15 protein-coding genes are annotated in these 15,894 nt (G+C 62.9%); 9 read left to right on the forward strand and 6 right to left on the reverse strand.

The annotated features are described in order from the left end of the window. Window positions 1–35: 35 nt before the first annotated feature. On the forward strand, window positions 36–449 hold the full coding sequence (locus AC1RT2_RS23790; RefSeq protein ID WP_083242900.1) for a hypothetical protein: 414 nt from the start codon (window positions 36–38) through the stop codon (window positions 447–449). A 186-nt stretch (window positions 450–635) separates the two neighbouring features. Here the strand turns inward: AC1RT2_RS23790 and edd are convergent, their stop codons facing one another. The 5 genes from edd to AC1RT2_RS23815 all read right to left on the reverse strand — a co-directional run bounded on the left by edd (window position 636) and on the right by AC1RT2_RS23815 (window position 7,691). After that, window positions 636–2,456: a phosphogluconate dehydratase gene (gene edd / locus AC1RT2_RS23795; RefSeq protein ID WP_069059922.1), complete on the reverse strand. Its 1,821-nt coding sequence runs from the start codon at window positions 2,454–2,456 to the stop codon at window positions 636–638. Window positions 2,457–2,578: 122 nt separating this feature from the next. Next, a complete protein-coding gene (gene pgl / locus AC1RT2_RS23800; protein WP_493105870.1) occupies window positions 2,579–3,277 on the reverse strand; it encodes a 6-phosphogluconolactonase in 699 nt (232 codons plus the stop codon). A 9-nt stretch (window positions 3,278–3,286) separates the two neighbouring features. Next, window positions 3,287–4,759: a glucose-6-phosphate dehydrogenase gene (gene zwf, locus AC1RT2_RS23805; protein ID WP_069059920.1), complete on the reverse strand. Its 1,473-nt coding sequence runs from the start codon at window positions 4,757–4,759 to the stop codon at window positions 3,287–3,289. A 96-nt stretch (window positions 4,760–4,855) separates the two neighbouring features. Further along, a complete protein-coding gene (locus AC1RT2_RS23810; protein ID WP_493105872.1) occupies window positions 4,856–6,142 on the reverse strand; it encodes an NAD(P)/FAD-dependent oxidoreductase in 1,287 nt (428 codons plus the stop codon). 109 nt (window positions 6,143–6,251) lie between these two features. After that, window positions 6,252–7,691, reverse strand: coding sequence for a glutamine synthetase family protein (locus tag AC1RT2_RS23815; protein ID WP_083242899.1), 1,440 nt, complete (start codon window positions 7,689–7,691; stop codon window positions 6,252–6,254). A 168-nt stretch (window positions 7,692–7,859) separates the two neighbouring features. Here AC1RT2_RS23815 and AC1RT2_RS23820 point away from each other — a divergent pair, with 168 nt between their 5' ends. From AC1RT2_RS23820 to AC1RT2_RS23845, 6 genes are all read left to right on the forward strand, one after another. Then, entirely contained in the window at window positions 7,860–9,041 is a 1,182-nt protein-coding gene (locus tag AC1RT2_RS23820) for a BaiN/RdsA family NAD(P)/FAD-dependent oxidoreductase (protein ID WP_493105874.1), read from the forward strand. A gap of 172 nt (window positions 9,042–9,213) precedes the next feature. Then, entirely contained in the window at window positions 9,214–9,351 is a 138-nt protein-coding gene (locus AC1RT2_RS23825; protein WP_493105875.1) for a hypothetical protein, read from the forward strand. Window positions 9,352–9,591: 240 nt separating this feature from the next. Next, window positions 9,592–12,114, forward strand: coding sequence for a methyl-accepting chemotaxis protein (locus AC1RT2_RS23830; RefSeq protein WP_493105876.1), 2,523 nt, complete (start codon window positions 9,592–9,594; stop codon window positions 12,112–12,114). 108 nt (window positions 12,115–12,222) lie between these two features. Next, entirely contained in the window at window positions 12,223–12,612 is a 390-nt protein-coding gene (locus AC1RT2_RS23835; RefSeq protein WP_493105878.1) for a hypothetical protein, read from the forward strand. 54 nt (window positions 12,613–12,666) lie between these two features. Beyond that, entirely contained in the window at window positions 12,667–13,272 is a 606-nt protein-coding gene (locus AC1RT2_RS23840) for a sigma-70 family RNA polymerase sigma factor (protein ID WP_493105879.1), read from the forward strand. A 24-nt stretch (window positions 13,273–13,296) separates the two neighbouring features. After that, window positions 13,297–13,683 (forward strand): VOC family protein, encoded by a 387-nt coding sequence (locus AC1RT2_RS23845; protein WP_069059914.1) that lies wholly within the window; start codon window positions 13,297–13,299, stop codon window positions 13,681–13,683. Window positions 13,684–13,719: 36 nt separating this feature from the next. Here AC1RT2_RS23845 and AC1RT2_RS23850 read toward each other — a convergent pair whose 3' ends face one another. Further along, window positions 13,720–13,875, reverse strand: coding sequence for a hypothetical protein (locus AC1RT2_RS23850; protein ID WP_493105880.1), 156 nt, complete (start codon window positions 13,873–13,875; stop codon window positions 13,720–13,722). Window positions 13,876–14,047: 172 nt separating this feature from the next. On the opposite strand from AC1RT2_RS23850, the gene AC1RT2_RS23855 reads away from it, so the two are divergent. Together AC1RT2_RS23855 and AC1RT2_RS23860 are read left to right on the forward strand one after the other, a co-directional pair. Further along, the gene (locus AC1RT2_RS23855; protein ID WP_493105881.1) at window positions 14,048–14,920 is read left to right on the forward strand and encodes a LysR family transcriptional regulator; all 873 of its coding nucleotides are present in this window, start codon (window positions 14,048–14,050) and stop codon (window positions 14,918–14,920) included. 214 nt (window positions 14,921–15,134) lie between these two features. Then, window positions 15,135–15,827, forward strand: coding sequence for an alpha/beta hydrolase (locus AC1RT2_RS23860; protein WP_444800618.1), 693 nt, complete (start codon window positions 15,135–15,137; stop codon window positions 15,825–15,827). Window positions 15,828–15,894 lie beyond the last annotated feature (67 nt).

The raw sequence follows: 15,894 nt of genomic DNA on the forward strand, positions 1-15,894 counted from the left end.
TCCTAGAAAGAGGCAGCGCCGGGGACAGCAGGCAGATGGGCATTCAGGGATCGGTACCGCGTAACAACTACCTGAGCAAGGAAGAGTCTTTCATGTACGATCGGGAGAAGAGTTTCCCGATGGAGGACACCTGCAACGAGGCCCGTATCGAGTTCACCGAGAATGGCGGCCTCGTCAATCTTGTCTCCCGTCGCGGCCTGATCATTAAGTTGTCGAGGAGCGGCGCCGTCATCACCATGACGACGAAGTTCCAGCTGCCGCGCAACTTCTACCTCGACATCGTCAGCGCCCGCCTGCCGATGATCGGCTGCCTGACGCAGCGCGTCTATCCCAACGACGTCGTCGAAGCCCGCTTCCTGCGCCTGCTCTCCGACAAGGACCTGCAACGGATCTTCGTCTACTCATCGCACCGCAACCATCAGGGCCGGACGCTGGATATCTATAGCTGAGACGAAAAGAGGGGCTTGCAACAGCGCCGCCTGATCTGGCGACCCTAAATCACCAACGTTCGTCCCCGGGCTTGACCCGAGGATCCATCAGCACCCGTGGCGTGGATGGTCGGGTCAAGCCCGACCATGACGATGGAGATGCTTGAGAGCCGATGGCATTGAAAGGGTTCGGCCCTCTCTTAGCCCTCACGCAAACAGCACGCTCGCGCCGTGATCCGCCGGTCCCGCGATCGCGCGGAACGGCGCGAAGAGCTCGCGGCCCATGCCGAATTCGTTGCCGGAGAGATCGGCCGTTGCCTGCGGGCGGGCGGCGAATTCGGCGGCATTCACCAGAACCTCGATCGTACCATGCGTGGCATCGAGCCGGATGATGTCACCGTTCTTGATGCGGCCGATCGGGCCGTTGTCGACAGCCTCTGGCGTGATGTGGATTGCCGCCGGGACCTTGCCGGAAGCGCCGGACATGCGGCCGTCAGTGAGCAGTGCCACGCGCTGGCCACGGTCCTGAAGGATGCCGAGCACGGTGGTCAGCTTGTGCAGTTCCGGCATGCCGTTCGCCTTGGGGCCCTGGAAGCGCACGACGGCGATGAAATCGCCCGTCAGTTCGCCAGCTTTGAAGGCGACGTTGAGTTCCTGCTGGTCGTGGAACACCTTTGCCGGTGCTTCGATGACATGACGCTCCGGCTTGACGGCGGAAATCTTGATGACGGCATTGCCGATATTGCCGGTCAGCATCTTCAACCCGCCCGACGCCTGGAAGGGCGTTTCGATATTGGCGAGCACCTTCGGATCATGGCTGACCTTCGGCGACGGTTCGCGCACCACGACGCCCCGGTCGCCAAGCTTCGGGTCGATCGCATAGGCGCTGAGGCCCTGGCCGAAGACGGTGCGCACGTCGTCGTGCAGCATGCCCTGCTTCAGCAGTTCCTGGATCAGGAAGCCCATGCCGCCCGCCGCGTGGAAATGGTTCACGTCGGCAAGGCCGTTCGGATAGACGCGGGCGAGCAGCGGCACGGTGTCGGACAGGTCGGAAATATCCTTCCAGGTCAGCAGGATGCCGGCCGCGCGCGCCATGGCGATCAGATGCAGCGTGTGGTTCGTCGAACCACCGGTGGCGTGCAGGCCGACCACGCCGTTGACGATCGAGCGTTCGTCGATCATTTCGCCGGCCGGGGTGAATTCGTTGCCCTGCGCCGTGATGGCGAGCGCCCGCTTGGTGGCTTCCTTGGTCAAGGCGTCGCGCAGCGGCGTGCCTGGATTGATGAAGGAAGCGCCGGGCATATGGAAGCCCATGATCTCCATCAGCATCTGGTTGGAGTTCGCGGTGCCGTAGAACGTACAGGTGCCGGGGCCGTGGTAGGATTTCGACTCGGCTTCGAGCAGTTCCGCACGGCCGGCCTTGCCTTCGGCAAAGAGCTGGCGCACGCGGGCCTTCTCGTCGTTCGGCAGGCCGGAGGTCATCGGGCCGGCTGGAATGAAGACGGCGGGAAGGTGACCGAAGGTCAGCGCCGCGATCGTCAGGCCCGGCACGATCTTGTCGCAGACGCCGAGATAGACGACCGAATCGAACATGTTGTGCGACAGGCCGATGCCGGCGGCCATGGCGATCAGGTCGCGCGAAAACAGCGACAGTTCCATGCCCGGCTGGCCCTGCGTGACGCCGTCACACATGGCCGGAACGCCGCCGGCGACCTGCGCCACGCCGCCGGCTTCCCGGGCCGCCTGGCGGATCAGCTCCGGGTAGGTCTCGAACGGCTGGTGGGCCGAGAGCATGTCGTTGTAGGAGGTGATGATGCCGAGGTTTTGGATGCGGTCGCCGGCGAGCGCGTCCTTCTCGGCGGGGGAACAGACGGCAAAGCCGTGCGCGAGGTTGCCGCAGGAAAGCACGCCGCGATGCACGCCCTTGGACATGGCCGCGCGCACGCGGTCGAGATAGGGTCCGCGATGCGGCTTCGAGCGTTCGACGATGCGGGCTGTAATGGCTTCGATGCGTTTGTCGGCGGACATGGGAGCTATCCTGACTTCTCTCGATTGCATTTTCGCGCGGCAAAGCGGGCGGGAACGCTGCGCTGTCCGCTGTTCATTGGCGCCATGCGCCGGGCATGTTCGGCTTCAGCCGGCTGAACGCGCTATGGCGCCCAGTAGATATCGACCGGCGTTGCTGCGCGCCGGAGAACGGCACGGATCGGCATGTCGGTCTCCGGGCCGTCGCTTTCCGCGGCGGCCAGAACGTCCTTCTTGCCCTGGCCTTCGATATGCAGCACCAGCAGGCGTGCATCCTGAAGGCTGGTGAAGGTGAAGGTGAGGCGGGTCTCGCCGGCACCTTCCGCTTCCATGGTGATTACGCCGCGCGGCGTGTCGGGCGAAATCGCCTCGGCAAGCTTGCTGCCGCCTGGAAAGAACGAGGCCGTGTGGCCGTCCGTTCCCATGCCGAGAATGGCAACATCGAAGGGATTTCCGAGCGCAGCGGCATCGGCCGTCACAATTACTGCGGCTTCTTCCGCGCTGCCGGCATCCTTGTAGAGCGGCAGGAAGTTCGCGGCTTTCGCCTTGCCCTGAAGCAGGTTTTCCGCAACGAGCAGATGGTTCGAGCGCGGGTTGTCAGCCGGCACGAAACGCTCGTCGATCAGCGTGACGGTCACCTTTGCCCAGTCGATGTCGCGGGTCGACAGCGCCTTGAAGAAAGCCTTCGGCGTGGAGCCGCCGGAAACTGCGATGGTCGCCTTGCCGCGGGCTACGATGGCATCCGCAAGCGCGGCGGACACCCGGTCTGCCAAGCCTTCGGCCAGCGCCGCACCATCCTTGAATTCATGCAGTCTCGCGCTCATCGGTCTTCCTTACGTCTCATGCCAGGTGCGGCCGTCACGCTCGATGAGGGCGATGGCCTGGCTCGGCCCCCAGGTGCCGGCGGTGTAGCCCTGGACCTGCTGGCCGGTCGCTTCCCAGGCCTTGAGGATCGGGTCGACCCAGCGCCATGCCGCCTCGACTTCGTCGCGGCGCATGAAAAGCGTCTGGTTGTTGCGCACGACGTCGAGCAGCAGGCGTTCGTAGGCGTCCGCATTGCGCGCGTCGAACGCTTCGGCGAAGCTCATGTCGAGCGAGACGTTGCGCAGTCGCATGCCGCCCGGACCGGGGTCCTTGATCATCAGAGACTGCTTGACGCCTTCGTCCGGCTGGAGACGGATGATCAGCTGGTTGGCTTCGATGCGGCCCGCGGAGGGGTCGAAGATCGAATGCGGGATCGGCTTGAAGGTGATGACGATTTCCGACATGCGCGCGGCAAGGCGTTTGCCGGTGCGGATGTAGAAGGGCACGCCCGCCCAGCGCCAGTTGCCGATTTCGGCCTTGATGCCGACGAAGGTTTCGGTGCTGGAAACACCGCCTTCGAGTTCTTCGAGGTAACCCTTGACCGGGCCGCCGGACGAGGCACCCGCGCGGTACTGGCCGCGCACGGTGAGACGTTCGACATTGTACTGGTCGATCGGCTTCAGGGCGCGCAGCACCTTGAGCTTTTCGTCGCGCACGGCCTCGGCGTCCATGGAGGAGGGCACTTCCATCGCGACAAGGCAGAGCAGCTGGAGAATGTGGTTCTGCACCATGTCGCGCAGCGCGCCGGCCTTGTCGTAGTAGCCGGCACGGCTTTCGAGGCCGACGGATTCGGCCACCGTGATCTGCACATGGTCGATATGGGCGGAATTCCACAGCGGCTCGTAGAGCGCATTGGCAAAGCGCAGCGCCATCAGGTTCTGCACCGTCTCCTTGCCGAGATAGTGGTCGATGCGGAAGATCTGCTCTTCGCGGAAAACCTTACCGATCGTGTTGTTGAGCTCGTTGGCGGACGCGAGGTCCCGGCCGATCGGCTTTTCGACGACGATGCGGGTATGCTTGGTGATCAGCTTGTGATCGCGGATTTTCTCCGAAATGTCGCCGAAGATCCCCGGCGCTACGGCGAGGTAGAAGGCGCGCACGCGCTCCTTGCCCTCGTCGAGCAGGTCCTTCAGCTTGTCCCAGCCCTGATCGGACTTGGCATCGACGGCGACGTAGAACAGACGGTCGCAGAAGGTCTTGATCTGCGCGTCGTCGAATTCGCCCGGCTTCAGGTGCTCCTTCAGCGCGTCGACGGCGAACTTGCGGTATTCGGCGTCCGTCAGTGCTGTGCGCGACGCGCCGATGATGCGCGTCGGATCGGAGAGCTGGCCGGCAAGCTGCCGGTGGTAAAGGGCCGGAAGGAGCTTGCGTTCCGCAAGATCGCCGGTTCCGCCGAACACGACATAGTCGAAAGGCTCAACGGGAATGATCTGGCTGCTCATCGGATATCTCGATCTCGTTCTGTTGGCGGATGTTATAATCTAATCGATTTAAAAACACCAGCGTGCAACGCAACAAAATCGGTGTTTCCGACTCGATCAGAGCTTGTCGCGTAGCGCGTACCACGTCATGGCGAGGAACAGAAGCGGCGAGCGGAACCGCGGGCCACCGGGAAAGGCCGGGATTTTCAGGGCCTTCAGGTGGTGGAGTTCAGCACTGCCGCCGATCACGTCCTCGGCATAGAGCTTGCCACAGTAGTTTGACAGCATGACGCCATGGCCGGAATAGCCGCCGATCGTCGTGATGCCGGGCATGACCTCGCGCACATAGGGCTTGCGCGGCATGGTGATGCCTACCGAGCCGCCCCAGGCATGGGTGATCTCGATGCCCTTCAGTTCCGGATAGACTTCCTCGATCTGCCGGCGGATCGGCGGGGTGATGTCATCAGGATTGTCGGATGTGTAGGCTTCGCGCCCGCCGAAGAGCAGCCGCCCGTCGCGGGTCTTGCGGAAGTAGCGCACGACGAAGCGTGTGTCGGCGATCGCCTCGCCGCCGGGAATGACCGACGGAAACTTGTCGAGCGGCGGTGTTGCGCCGATGAAGGAGCGGATCGGCATGACGTGCGCCGCCGTCTTCGGCTCCAGATTGCCGATATAGGCGTTGCAGGCGATCAGCGCCTTGTCCGCGCGGATGGTGCCTCTCGCAGTGGTGATGACGGCCTTGCCGCCGGTCCGCTCGATCTTGAGGGCAGGGGTCTTTTCATGCAGGCTGGCACCCGCCGCTTGTGCTGCCCGGGCGATGCCGACCAAAAGCTTCATCGGATGAATATGACCGGTGCCGGTGTCGCGCAGGCCGAAGAAGAAGCGCTTGGAGCCGACGCGTTCTTCCGTCTCCGCCCGGTCCATATAGCTCATATGCTTGTAGCCGAATCGGGTCGCGGCGATCTCGATGTGATCGCGAAACTCCTTCTCGTAGCTCGCCTTGTGGCTCACATTGAGCTGGCCCGGCATATATTCGATGTCGAGGTTCTGGGCGCTCGCAAAATCGTGGATATGCTGCTTGGCGTTTTCGGCAAGGTCGAACAGCGCCTTGGCGCGCTCGAAGCCGAGTTCCGCCTCGAGGCTTTCCGCCTCGGCGCGCTGGCCGGTGCCGAGCTGGCCGCCGTTGCGGCCGGAGGCGCCGTCGCCGAAGCGGTGTGCTTCGATCAGCACGACGCGAACACCTTTTTGAGCAAGATTGTAGGCGGCCTGCAGGCCGGTGAAGCCGCCGCCGACAATGGCGACATCAGCATCGACGGAGCCGTCGAGGGGGGCATATTCGGGGCGGTCTCCGACGGTCGCCTCATACCAGGAGATGCCGGGAGAAATCGGGCTTTGCCAGGGCATTGCACACACTCATAGGTCAAGAGGGTGCGGCGGCGCTCCGGGACGCCGGCCGCTCTGGTTTGACCCGAAGGGGTCTGATCCTTTTAGGCGGCCCGGACCGCCGGGCCACTCAGACGTTGAGCAGCAGGAACTCGCGTTCCCAGGGGCTGATCACCTGCATGAAGGTCTCGAACTCGCCGCGCTTGACGCCGGCATAGAGCCCGATGAACTCCGCGCTCAACACCTCGGCAAGGGCGGGATCCGATTCAAGCAGCGACACTGCTTCGAGAAGCCCGCGCGGCAGGTCGATCGACCCTTCGTTGGCGGTGTCTTCCGTCGGTGCACTCGGCTCGACCTGGTTCCTTATGCCGAGCAGGCCGCAGCCGAGCGAGGCGGCGAGCGCCAGATACGGATTGGCGTCCGAGCCGGGTAGGCGGTTTTCGATACGCCGCGCATTGGCGTCCGACACCGGTACGCGGAAGGCCGTCGTGCGGTTGTCGTAGCCCCAGGCATTGTTCACCGGCGCCGACATTTCTGGCATCAGCCGGCGATAGGAATTCACATAGGGCGCCATCATCACCAGCGTCTTCGGCACATAGGTCTGCATGCCGCCGATGAAATGGAAGAACTCCTTCGACGCCGATCCATCGGGATTGGAGAAGACGTTCCTGCCGGTGTCGATCTCCACGACTGACTGGTGGATATGCATGGCCGATCCCGCCTGGCCCTGCATGGGCTTTGCCATGAAGGTGGCATAGATGCCGTGTTTCAGCGCTGCCTCGCGGATCGTGCGCTTGAACATGAACACCTGGTCGGCAAGCTCGACCGGATCGCCATGGCGCAGGTTGATTTCGAGCTGCGCCGGACCATCCTCGTGGATCAGGGTGTCGATCTCGAGACCCTGCTTTTCGGAGAAGTGGTAGATATCGTCGATCAGTTCGTCGAACTCGTTGATGCCGGCGATGGAGTAGCCCTGGCCACCCTGGATGGAGCGACCGGAACGGCCCTTCGGCGGATGCAGCGGATAGTCCGGATCTTCGTTCATCGCGACGAGATAGAACTCGATTTCCGGTGCGACGACCGGTTTCCAGCCGCGCTCGTTATACATCCTGACGACGTTCTTGAGAACGTTGCGCGGCGTATAGGGCACGTTCTCGCCGGTCGAGCCGACGATGTCGCAGATGACCTGCGCGGTCGGGTCGGTTTCCCACGGCACGACGGAGAGTGTGGAGAGATCCGGAACCAGCTTCAGGTCGCTGTCGCGCGGCTCATAGCGGAAGTTGCCGGTTTCCTCCGGGTATTCACCGGAAATCGTGTGGCGGTAGAGGGCGGAGGGCAACGCCAGCGAGGTGTTCGAGGTGAACTTCGACGACGGCATCATTTTCCCGCGCGGTACCCCTGCGAGGTCCGGCGTGATGCATTCGATATCCTCGATACCGCGGGCCCGAAGCCAGTCTGCGGCGTCCTTCCAGGTCTTTACCCCACGTGGCACGCTGATGGAGGGAGGTACTTTTCCAGAGCGTACGGCTTTCTCGATTGTAGGGGTAACGACTTTCTTTTTGGACGGCATGACACACCGGGGTTGTTGACGATGGCGCCATCATAGCCGGAGTTAAACCCTTTACTAGCTCCCCCCCGGGGGTAGAAATGCCGAATTCTTCGGGAAAATCTGTTTTTCTTGCCCGATTGACTTTCCGCCCCGATGGCCGAAAGGAGAACGCGAACAAGGATCGAAGACGTGGCAGAGCGGCGGGACGTCGTCATTATCGGGGCAGGCGCAGCGGGCATGATGTGCGCCATCGAGGCGGGCAGGCGTGGCCGCCGCGTGCTCGTGCTCGACCATGCGCGTGCGCCGGGCGAAAAAATCCGCATCTCCGGCGGCGGCCGCTGCAACTTCACCAATATCCATGCCGGGCCGAAGAATTTCCTCTCCGCCAATCCGCATTTCGCAAAGTCGGCGCTTGCGCGCTACACGCCGCGCGATTTTCTCGACCTTGTCGAACGCCATCGTATTGCCTGGCACGAGAAGACGCTCGGCCAGCTGTTTTGCGACAACTCGGCGAAAGACATCATCGCCATGCTGCTCGCGGAAATGAAGGCGGTCGGCGCGGAGCTTCGCCTGTCCACGACGATCAGTGCCGTCGAACATGACGGCCACTCCTTCCGCGTCGTGACGGAGAACGGTGTGGTGGAAGCGGCGTCGTTGGTAATTGCCACCGGCGGCAAGTCGATCCCGAAGATGGGCGCGACCGGCTTCGCCTACCGCATCGCTGAACAGTTCGGCCTGCCGCTCGTTGAAACCCGCGCCGGCCTCGTGCCGTTGACGCTCGACCCGACGACGCTTGCTGCGCATGACGGCCTCCCCGGCGTTGCCGTGGATGTCATCGCCCGGCACGGCAAGACCGAGTTCCGCGAAGCTGCGCTCTTCACGCACCGAGGCCTGAGCGGCCCCGCCATCCTGCAAATCTCCTCCTACTGGCGCGAGGGAGAAGAGATCGCCTTGCATATCTGCCCCGACGTGGATTTTGCCTCAGTGATTGCCACCGCCCGGCGCCAGAACGGTCGTCAGGCGGTGCAGACCGTGCTTGCGGAGCACATGCCGAAAAAGCTCGCCCAGCTTGTCGTTACCGATCTCGGCATCGATGGCTCGCTGGCGGAACAGTCGGGCCGCAGCATCGAGGCGCTTGTCCAGAAGCTGCGCGACTGGCGCATGCGCCCACCGGGCTCCGAGGGTTATCGCACGGCGGAAGTCACGCTCGGCGGCGTCGATACCGCGGCGCTCGATTCCCGCAGCATGGCGGCGAAGGCGGTGCCGGGCCTCTATTTCATCGGCGAGGCGGTCGACGTGACCGGCTGGCTCGGCGGCTATAACTTCCAGTGGGCCTGGGCCTCCGGCCATGCGGCAGGCCAGGACGCCTGATCGCGAAGTCTGCGCGCCGCTGTTTACCGTCCGTTAAGACCTCGGGGCGGATGCTCTCGGAATGTCGGCATGCCCCCATTCTGCCGCGTGGCAAGCGTGTGGGGACAACATGATGTGGGCCGGCTGGCCGGATCATCCGGGTTGTCTGTATCTCGTAACGGAGTATTGCCGCATGCCTGCAAAAGACCGCCCCGCCCGCGCCATCGCCATCGCTGCTGCCGAAGAAAGCCGTCGCCGCCTCATCGCTGTCGGCATTAACTGCGCGCTTGCCGCCCTGCTCGTCGCCGGCCTTGCCATTGTCGCCCTTTGAGGCTTTTTGAACCGTCATAAATCGGTTTAAAAAGTGATGGAATTTTAAAGATTGCCGCTGATGATCGCCGGATAGGGTTCCGGAAGTCGCGTCCCGTGACGGATGCATGCGGCTGGCAATGACTGCTCCCCCGGATGCGCGGCATTGCTGCCGCATGAAGGTCGGTAATCCGGCGTCCGAATCCTGGGGAGGCTCTTAAAAAGGGCAGGGGTGGAGCACGCCGACAACGGATGTTCCGCTATGTTCATTGACAAGATTCTTGCCCGCTTCAAGATCCAGACGAAGGTTCTGGTCTTCATTTTACCCTTCGTGCTTTCGATCTGCGCCGTGGGCTTTACCGGGCTGTACGCCTCCGGCCTGTTGCAGGGCCGCATGGAGATTTCCAACAGCGTTCTCCAGTCGCTGAGCGGCTTCAAGGATGTCTATGCCGGCATGAACCGCTTCCTCCAGAACACCAGCGAGGAAAGCCGCAACGCCGTGCAGGAGCGCCTGACGGCACAGGGTGCCGTCCTTCAGGACACGATGGATGGCCTGGCACCAGACGCCGACAAGTCCAAGCTCCTGGACGCGCAGGCCCAGACCAAGGACATCGAGACGCGCATGGAGGGGCTCTGGTCGCTCTACGTGAACGAGCTTGCCTTGCACGACACGATGTCCAAGAACCTCAACACGCTGTCCAGCGAGCAGATGAAGATCCTCGACGAGGCGACAAAGCTCCAGCGCGAGGTACGGCAGAACGAGAATGCGGCCAAGAGCATGCTGCGTGAGGCCGAGCGCCTGACCGCGGCCAGCAAGTTTTTTGGCGACCTGCTCTCCGAATTCAGCCGCGGTGCGACGCCTGACGATCAGCTGAAGCTCGTCAAGGAACGCTATCCGTTCATTTCCAAGACCGAACGCTCGATCGCGATGATCCTGCCGAAGAACCAGAAGGTCGTCTCGATCACCATTCGCAACACGATCGACGAACTCGGAGGTTTCCTCTCCTCGACGGATCCGGCGAGCGTCACGGTGCCGGAGATCGGGCGCCGGGTGAACCGATTCCGCCAGGTCACCATCCAGCTCCAGGGCGCTGCATCCGAAAAGATGCGCGAAGCAACCCGGATCTTCAGCGAGCTCGACGCGCCGATCATCAAGTCCGAGGCAGTGCTCGGCTCGACGCGCAAGCTGGTGTCGTCGATCGACGATATCGAAGTCGCCGCGGCGCGCTTCCTCGGCCAGACGTCGCAGGAAAACCGTGTCAAATTGCTCGGCAACATGTCCATCCTGCGCATCGACATGAACAGCCTGCGCGGCAGTGCCAGTGGCCTGCCTTTCTTCGACAAGGTCGATGAAACGCTGAAGCCGGTTCTCGAGCGGATCGAGGCGGACAGTGCCGCGCTCGTCAAGATCAGCACCGAGCGCGCCGCCGATTTCGAGGCCGCCGGCCAGTCGATCGACACGATCTGGAACCTCTTGAGCCAGTTCGCCGAAGAGCAGAAGGTCAGCGCCGGCACCGAACGCGAAAAGGCCAACCAGGTCTCTGTCCTCGCGACCGTCGGCGGTGCCGCCATCGCCATCCTCGCCGGCATCGCGCTGGTGCTGACGCTGAAGGGCCCGATCGGCCAGATCACCGGCGCCATGCGCCGCCTGGCGGATGGTTTCCTCGACACCGGCATTTCCGGCGAAGGCCGTCGTGACGAGATTGGCGACATGGCCCGTGCACTCGGCGTCTTTAAGGAAAATGCCCTGTCGAAGATCCGCGTGGAAGCCGAAAGCGAACAGCAGCGTGCCGCGGCGGAAGCCGACCGTGCCCGCAACGACGCGGAAAAACAGGCCTTTGACCGGCAGATCGACTTTGCCGTCAACGCGCTCGCTGCCGGCCTCGGCCGTCTGGCGCAGGGCGACCTGTCGCGCCAGATCGACACGCCTTTCACCGGCCGCCTCGAACAGCTTCGCCAGGACTTCAATGTCTCGCTCGAACGTCTTCAGGACACGCTTGGCCAGATCCGCAGCAACGCGCTGTCGATCCAGCGCAGCGGCGCGGAAATGCTGGATTCCGGCGATGCTTTGGCCAAGCGCACGGAATCCCAGGCCTCGTCGCTGGAGGAAACCGCTGCCGCCGTCGAGCAGATCACCGCGACCGTCCGCTCCTCCGCCGAGCGGGCACATGAAGCGAACCTCGTCGTCGGTGCCACGAAGCGCAGCGCCGATAGTTCTGCCGCGGTCGTCAGCAATGCAATCGCCGCGATGGGCCGCATCGAGGGCGCTTCGCGCCAGATCGAGCAGATCATCGAAGTTATCGACGATATCGCCTTCCAGACCAACCTGCTGGCGCTGAACGCCGGCATCGAGGCCGCCCGCGCCGGCGACGCCGGCAAGGGCTTTGCCGTCGTGGCGCAGGAAGTTCGCGAACTTGCCCAGCGTTCGGCCAGTGCCGCCCGCGAGATCAAGGGCCTCATCGAGAAGTCGACGAGCGAGGTCAGTGCCGGTTCGCATCTCGTTCAGGAAACCGGTTCGGTGCTTGCCTCGATCAGCCAGCAGATCGTCACCGTCAGCCAGCATGTCGACATGATGGCGACGGCGAGCCGCGACCAGGCGGCAGCACTCGCCGAGGTCAACGGCTCCGTCAACCAGATGGACCAGATGACCCAGCAGAACGCCTCGATGGTGGACCTGACGACGGCCGCCAGCCGCAAGCTTGCGGGCGACGCCGACACGCTGATGATGCTGGTCGAGCAGTTCCGCCTGGAGGCGGACGAGCCGGCGATCTATCGCGCAGCCTGACAGACGCTATCGCATTTCGGCCGCGGCAGCTCTGGCAGCCGCGGCCGAAATGCGTAATCTGACCTGCCGCGACTTTGATGTTGCGACAGGTCAAGACAGCCGGGAGGAATGCAGGTGCTGAAGCGTGGTACATATGTCGCCTTTCCAGAGGCTCATCCGACCGCGATCGAAACGATCCAGAGGATCGAGGTTCCGCTGGGGCAGCCCGTAGAGGTAACGGGCCGGATCAAGGCCGCGGACACTGTGAACTACCTCTTCCAGGCGCAATCCTATGATATATTGGCCGTTTCGCTCTCGGCCAGCAGCAAGTGCTGCGCCTTCAATGTCTATAGCCCGAATGAGAGCGATCCCATCTATGATGGCTGGGCGGACGGGCCGGATTGGGGTGACACCCTTCATCGCGACGGCGAATTTCGCATTGAGCTCTATATGGGGTTCAAGGCTGAGCGCGGAGAAGAAGCATCTTTCACCTTGCGGATCGAACGGCCGATTGATTGAGCGGATGCCGGGTTTGGTCATGCAAAACCGCGCTATGCCGGCCCGGTGGTTGAAATGACGCACAACACGATATTGGCCAGGCTGCGACGCTGCGCGAGCCGGCACAGCCGCGTCGATCACGAAGCAGACGATCTGGTGCAGGACGTGCTGTTACAGGCGGTTGCAGGCGGGCGGAGGATCACGGATCCGGGTTTCGTGGCCTGGGCGAAGGGTGCCATCCGCAACCATGCGCGTTTCGTCGCGCGAACCGCGGCACGGCGGCGGGCGCGCGAAACCGCCTGGGACACCCCGAACGTGGTGCCGAATGCGCCGCCCCGATTCTCTCAGGCATTCACGTCGTCGCTGCCACCTGCGCAGCGTGTCGTGGCGCTTCTGGTCAACCTTGGCCTTGATCGGGCGGAAATCACGCACCTGCTCGGCCTAAGCGATGTGGCGTTCCGTCAGCGTCTCAGCGGGTTGCGCAAGGCCTTCGATGTCTTTGGTGGGGAGGCCGCTCTTTTTGAGGAGTTTCTGCCGGCGGCGGGAGATGGTCCCGCGCGCCGCTCCCTGAAATCGGTGCTTCATCCCCACGCGTCGCGTGCCTTTGCCATTCGCGATCCGGACGGCATTCCGATTTTCTTTTCAAAGCGCGATCACGTTTTGCCCGGCGACGGCAACTAGCCTGTGCAACAGAAGGAGAATTTCATGAACCTGAACTTCAACGGCGTAACGATCATCTTCAACGTCGCCGATATCGAGCGCACACGCGCATTCTACCGCGACCATCTCGGCATCCAGTTCGAACGCTACGATGAGGAGGACGGCAGCGCCTATCTCATGACCAAGATCGGCCAGGAGGTCGACCTTATGGTCTTCAAGGGCGACCCGAAACCCGGCAACACGCCCAACGTGGTCTTCGGCCTGGCCGATGGCGGCATCGACACGCTGATCGAGCGGCTGGCTTCCGCCGGCGTCGAAATCGTCACGCCAGTCTCGGAGGCGCCGGGCGGCTGGTTCGCCGACTTTCGCGATCCCGACGGCCAGATCGTTTCATTCTACCAGGCCGGGGAAATGCCGAGAGCGCTGAAATAGGCTGCCGGCGATCCTGAATGCTTACCAAGGGTCCGGTCATTCCGGGCCCTTGGCTGTTTTCGATAGGCGCAAGGTCCGCAGGAGCCGGAAGAAACGTGTCCGCAGCGACGGTATTTCGCGCAGATGATCGAATTCGTGTTTGTTCCGGCCGTCTTTTTGAGAAAGCTCGAAAAGGATGGCAAGGCCGTACATGTCCTGCATCTCTGTCTCCTTTGATCAGCCAACAGCAAACCGTGGCGCCGGGAGGGCGCTTCATGGCTGCGGTTTGGGTTGGACGGCATCGTTTGCGCCGTGTTGGACGCCGTAAAGCTACCCTTCAAATGTGCATTCACGAACAGCAAAAACCGGGTTATGTTTTTCATTGATGAAAGACATGTCGTGGGATTCCTATCGCATCTTCCTGGAGGTTGCCCGCCACGGCGGGCTGACCGGTGCCGCGCAGGTTTCGGGCCTCAGCCCCGCGACGGTGGGCCGGCGCGTGCTGCAATTGGAAGAGGCGATGGGGCGGCCGCTCTTTTTGCGCAGCCAGACCGGCTACCGGCTGACAGGCGAAGGGCAGGCATTGTTCGAGCGATTGCAAGCGATGGAGTCCATCGCCCGTGGCGTGGAGAGCTGGCGGCAGGAGGGGCAGGGCGCGAGCACCGTGCGGCTGATGGCCGGCACCTGGGTGACCTGGCTTATCTGCGAGAACATCTCGGCGATCTGCACCGAGCGCGATCCCTTCCGCCTCGACCTGTCGGTTTCCGAGCGCCGGGCGACGCTCGCGCACCGCGAGGTGGATGTCGGCATCCGGGCCGTCGAACCGACGGAGCCGACGCTGATCAGCCGGCCCGCCGGCGATGTCGCCTATGCGGCTTACCAGCGGAAGAATTCAGGCGAAACCCTTGCCGGCCGCTGGCTCGCGGTGTCGGAAGACGATGCGGTCTCCGCCTATCTGCGCTGGCCGCATGACCGCATGTGCGGCGCGATCGCCGTGCTCGTCAGCCGCCCGCGCTCGCTGCTCGATCTCGTGCGTGCCGGGGCAGGGCAGGCGGTGCTGCCGTGTTTCGTCGGTGATTTGGATCCAGGCCTGGAAAGGGCAGGGGAGGAAATCCGGGAGTTGCGCCACCAGCAATGGGTCGTCGCCAACAGCGAGGACCGGCACCGGCGCGATATCCGTACGGTCTCCGACCGGCTGTTTCGGCTCCTGAAAAGCCACGCTGACCTCTTCGCCGGCAAGCGGCCGAGCCGCACATAAGAGAAATCCTCAGCGTTGAAGGAGGTCCTCGTGGTGGTCGGATTTGTCTTTGCCAACCGCGACCGGGCCTATTCCAAGTCACGAATATGACATTTGCTAACCCCTCCACCGAGTGCAATAAAATTGGCTTGGGATGGTGCGACGATCACTCGGTGGAATGCCGCGCGTCTCGGAGAAAAATGCAATCGAGACAGCAATTTAGGAGGTCTCAGCAATGAGTGCTAAACCAACGGTCGTTCTCGTTCATGGATTCTGGGGCGGGGCAGCGCATTGGAGCAAGGTGATCATTGAGCTTTCACGCAAGGGATATGACAAGGTTCGTGCAGTCGAGATGCCGCTGACCTCGCTCAAGGACGATGCCGAGCGCACGCGCAAGATGGTCAAACAGCAGGAGGGGCCTGTTCTTCTGGTTGGTCATTCCTACGGTGGCGCCGTCATCACCGAGGCCGGCGATCTGCCGAATGTCGTGGGCCTCGTCTACATTGCAGCTTTCGCGCCCGATGCTGGCGAAAGCCCCGGCGCGATCAGCCAGGTGTTTCCGCCGGCCGCGATCGCCAATCTCGCACCGGACAGCGACGGATATCTCTGGATCAAATACGACAAGTTTCACGAGAGCTTCTGCCAGGATTTGACGGCAGATGAGAGCCTCGTGATGGCGGCGTCCCAAAAGGCGCCGATCGCCAACACTTTCGGTGACACCGTGACGGATCCTGCCTGGAAAAAGAAGCCGGTCTGGTACCAGCTTTCCAGCGAGGACCGCATGATCAATCCCGAGAACCAGAAGCGCATGGCCGAGCGGATGAACCCGCGCAAGATCATCACATTGCAGGCCAGCCACGCCTCGCTTGCCTCGCATCCGGCCGAAGTCGCAGCCCTGATCGACGAAGCGGCGGCGGCTGCCGTGTAACGTCGAATACACGCCTCCTTGTGGCTCACGGCACGGAGGGCTTGGACACGAAAAATCCCCGGCGCAG

The sequence above is a fragment of the Shinella sp. GW821-FHT11G07 genome (assembly GCF_058808115.1).

Coding starts and splice junctions, on each gene's coding strand:
- AC1RT2_RS23790 (WP_083242900.1), top strand. CDS start 36: ATGGGCATTCAGGGATCGGTACCGCGTAACAACTACCTGAGCAAGGAA.
- edd (WP_069059922.1), bottom strand. CDS start 2,456: ATGTCCGCCGACAAACGCATCGAAGCCATTACAGCCCGCATCGTCGAA.
- pgl (WP_493105870.1), bottom strand. CDS start 3,277: ATGAGCGCGAGACTGCATGAATTCAAGGATGGTGCGGCGCTGGCCGAA.
- zwf (WP_069059920.1), bottom strand. CDS start 4,759: ATGAGCAGCCAGATCATTCCCGTTGAGCCTTTCGACTATGTCGTGTTC.
- AC1RT2_RS23810 (WP_493105872.1), bottom strand. CDS start 6,142: ATGCCCTGGCAAAGCCCGATTTCTCCCGGCATCTCCTGGTATGAGGCG.
- AC1RT2_RS23815 (WP_083242899.1), bottom strand. CDS start 7,691: ATGCCGTCCAAAAAGAAAGTCGTTACCCCTACAATCGAGAAAGCCGTA.
- AC1RT2_RS23825 (WP_493105875.1), top strand. CDS start 9,214: ATGCCTGCAAAAGACCGCCCCGCCCGCGCCATCGCCATCGCTGCTGCC.
- AC1RT2_RS23830 (WP_493105876.1), top strand. CDS start 9,592: ATGTTCATTGACAAGATTCTTGCCCGCTTCAAGATCCAGACGAAGGTT.
- AC1RT2_RS23835 (WP_493105878.1), top strand. CDS start 12,223: ATGCAGGTGCTGAAGCGTGGTACATATGTCGCCTTTCCAGAGGCTCAT.
- AC1RT2_RS23840 (WP_493105879.1), top strand. CDS start 12,667: ATGACGCACAACACGATATTGGCCAGGCTGCGACGCTGCGCGAGCCGG.
- AC1RT2_RS23845 (WP_069059914.1), top strand. CDS start 13,297: ATGAACCTGAACTTCAACGGCGTAACGATCATCTTCAACGTCGCCGAT.
- AC1RT2_RS23850 (WP_493105880.1), bottom strand. CDS start 13,875: ATGTACGGCCTTGCCATCCTTTTCGAGCTTTCTCAAAAAGACGGCCGG.
- AC1RT2_RS23855 (WP_493105881.1), top strand. CDS start 14,048: ATGAAAGACATGTCGTGGGATTCCTATCGCATCTTCCTGGAGGTTGCC.
- AC1RT2_RS23860 (WP_444800618.1), top strand. CDS start 15,135: ATGAGTGCTAAACCAACGGTCGTTCTCGTTCATGGATTCTGGGGCGGG.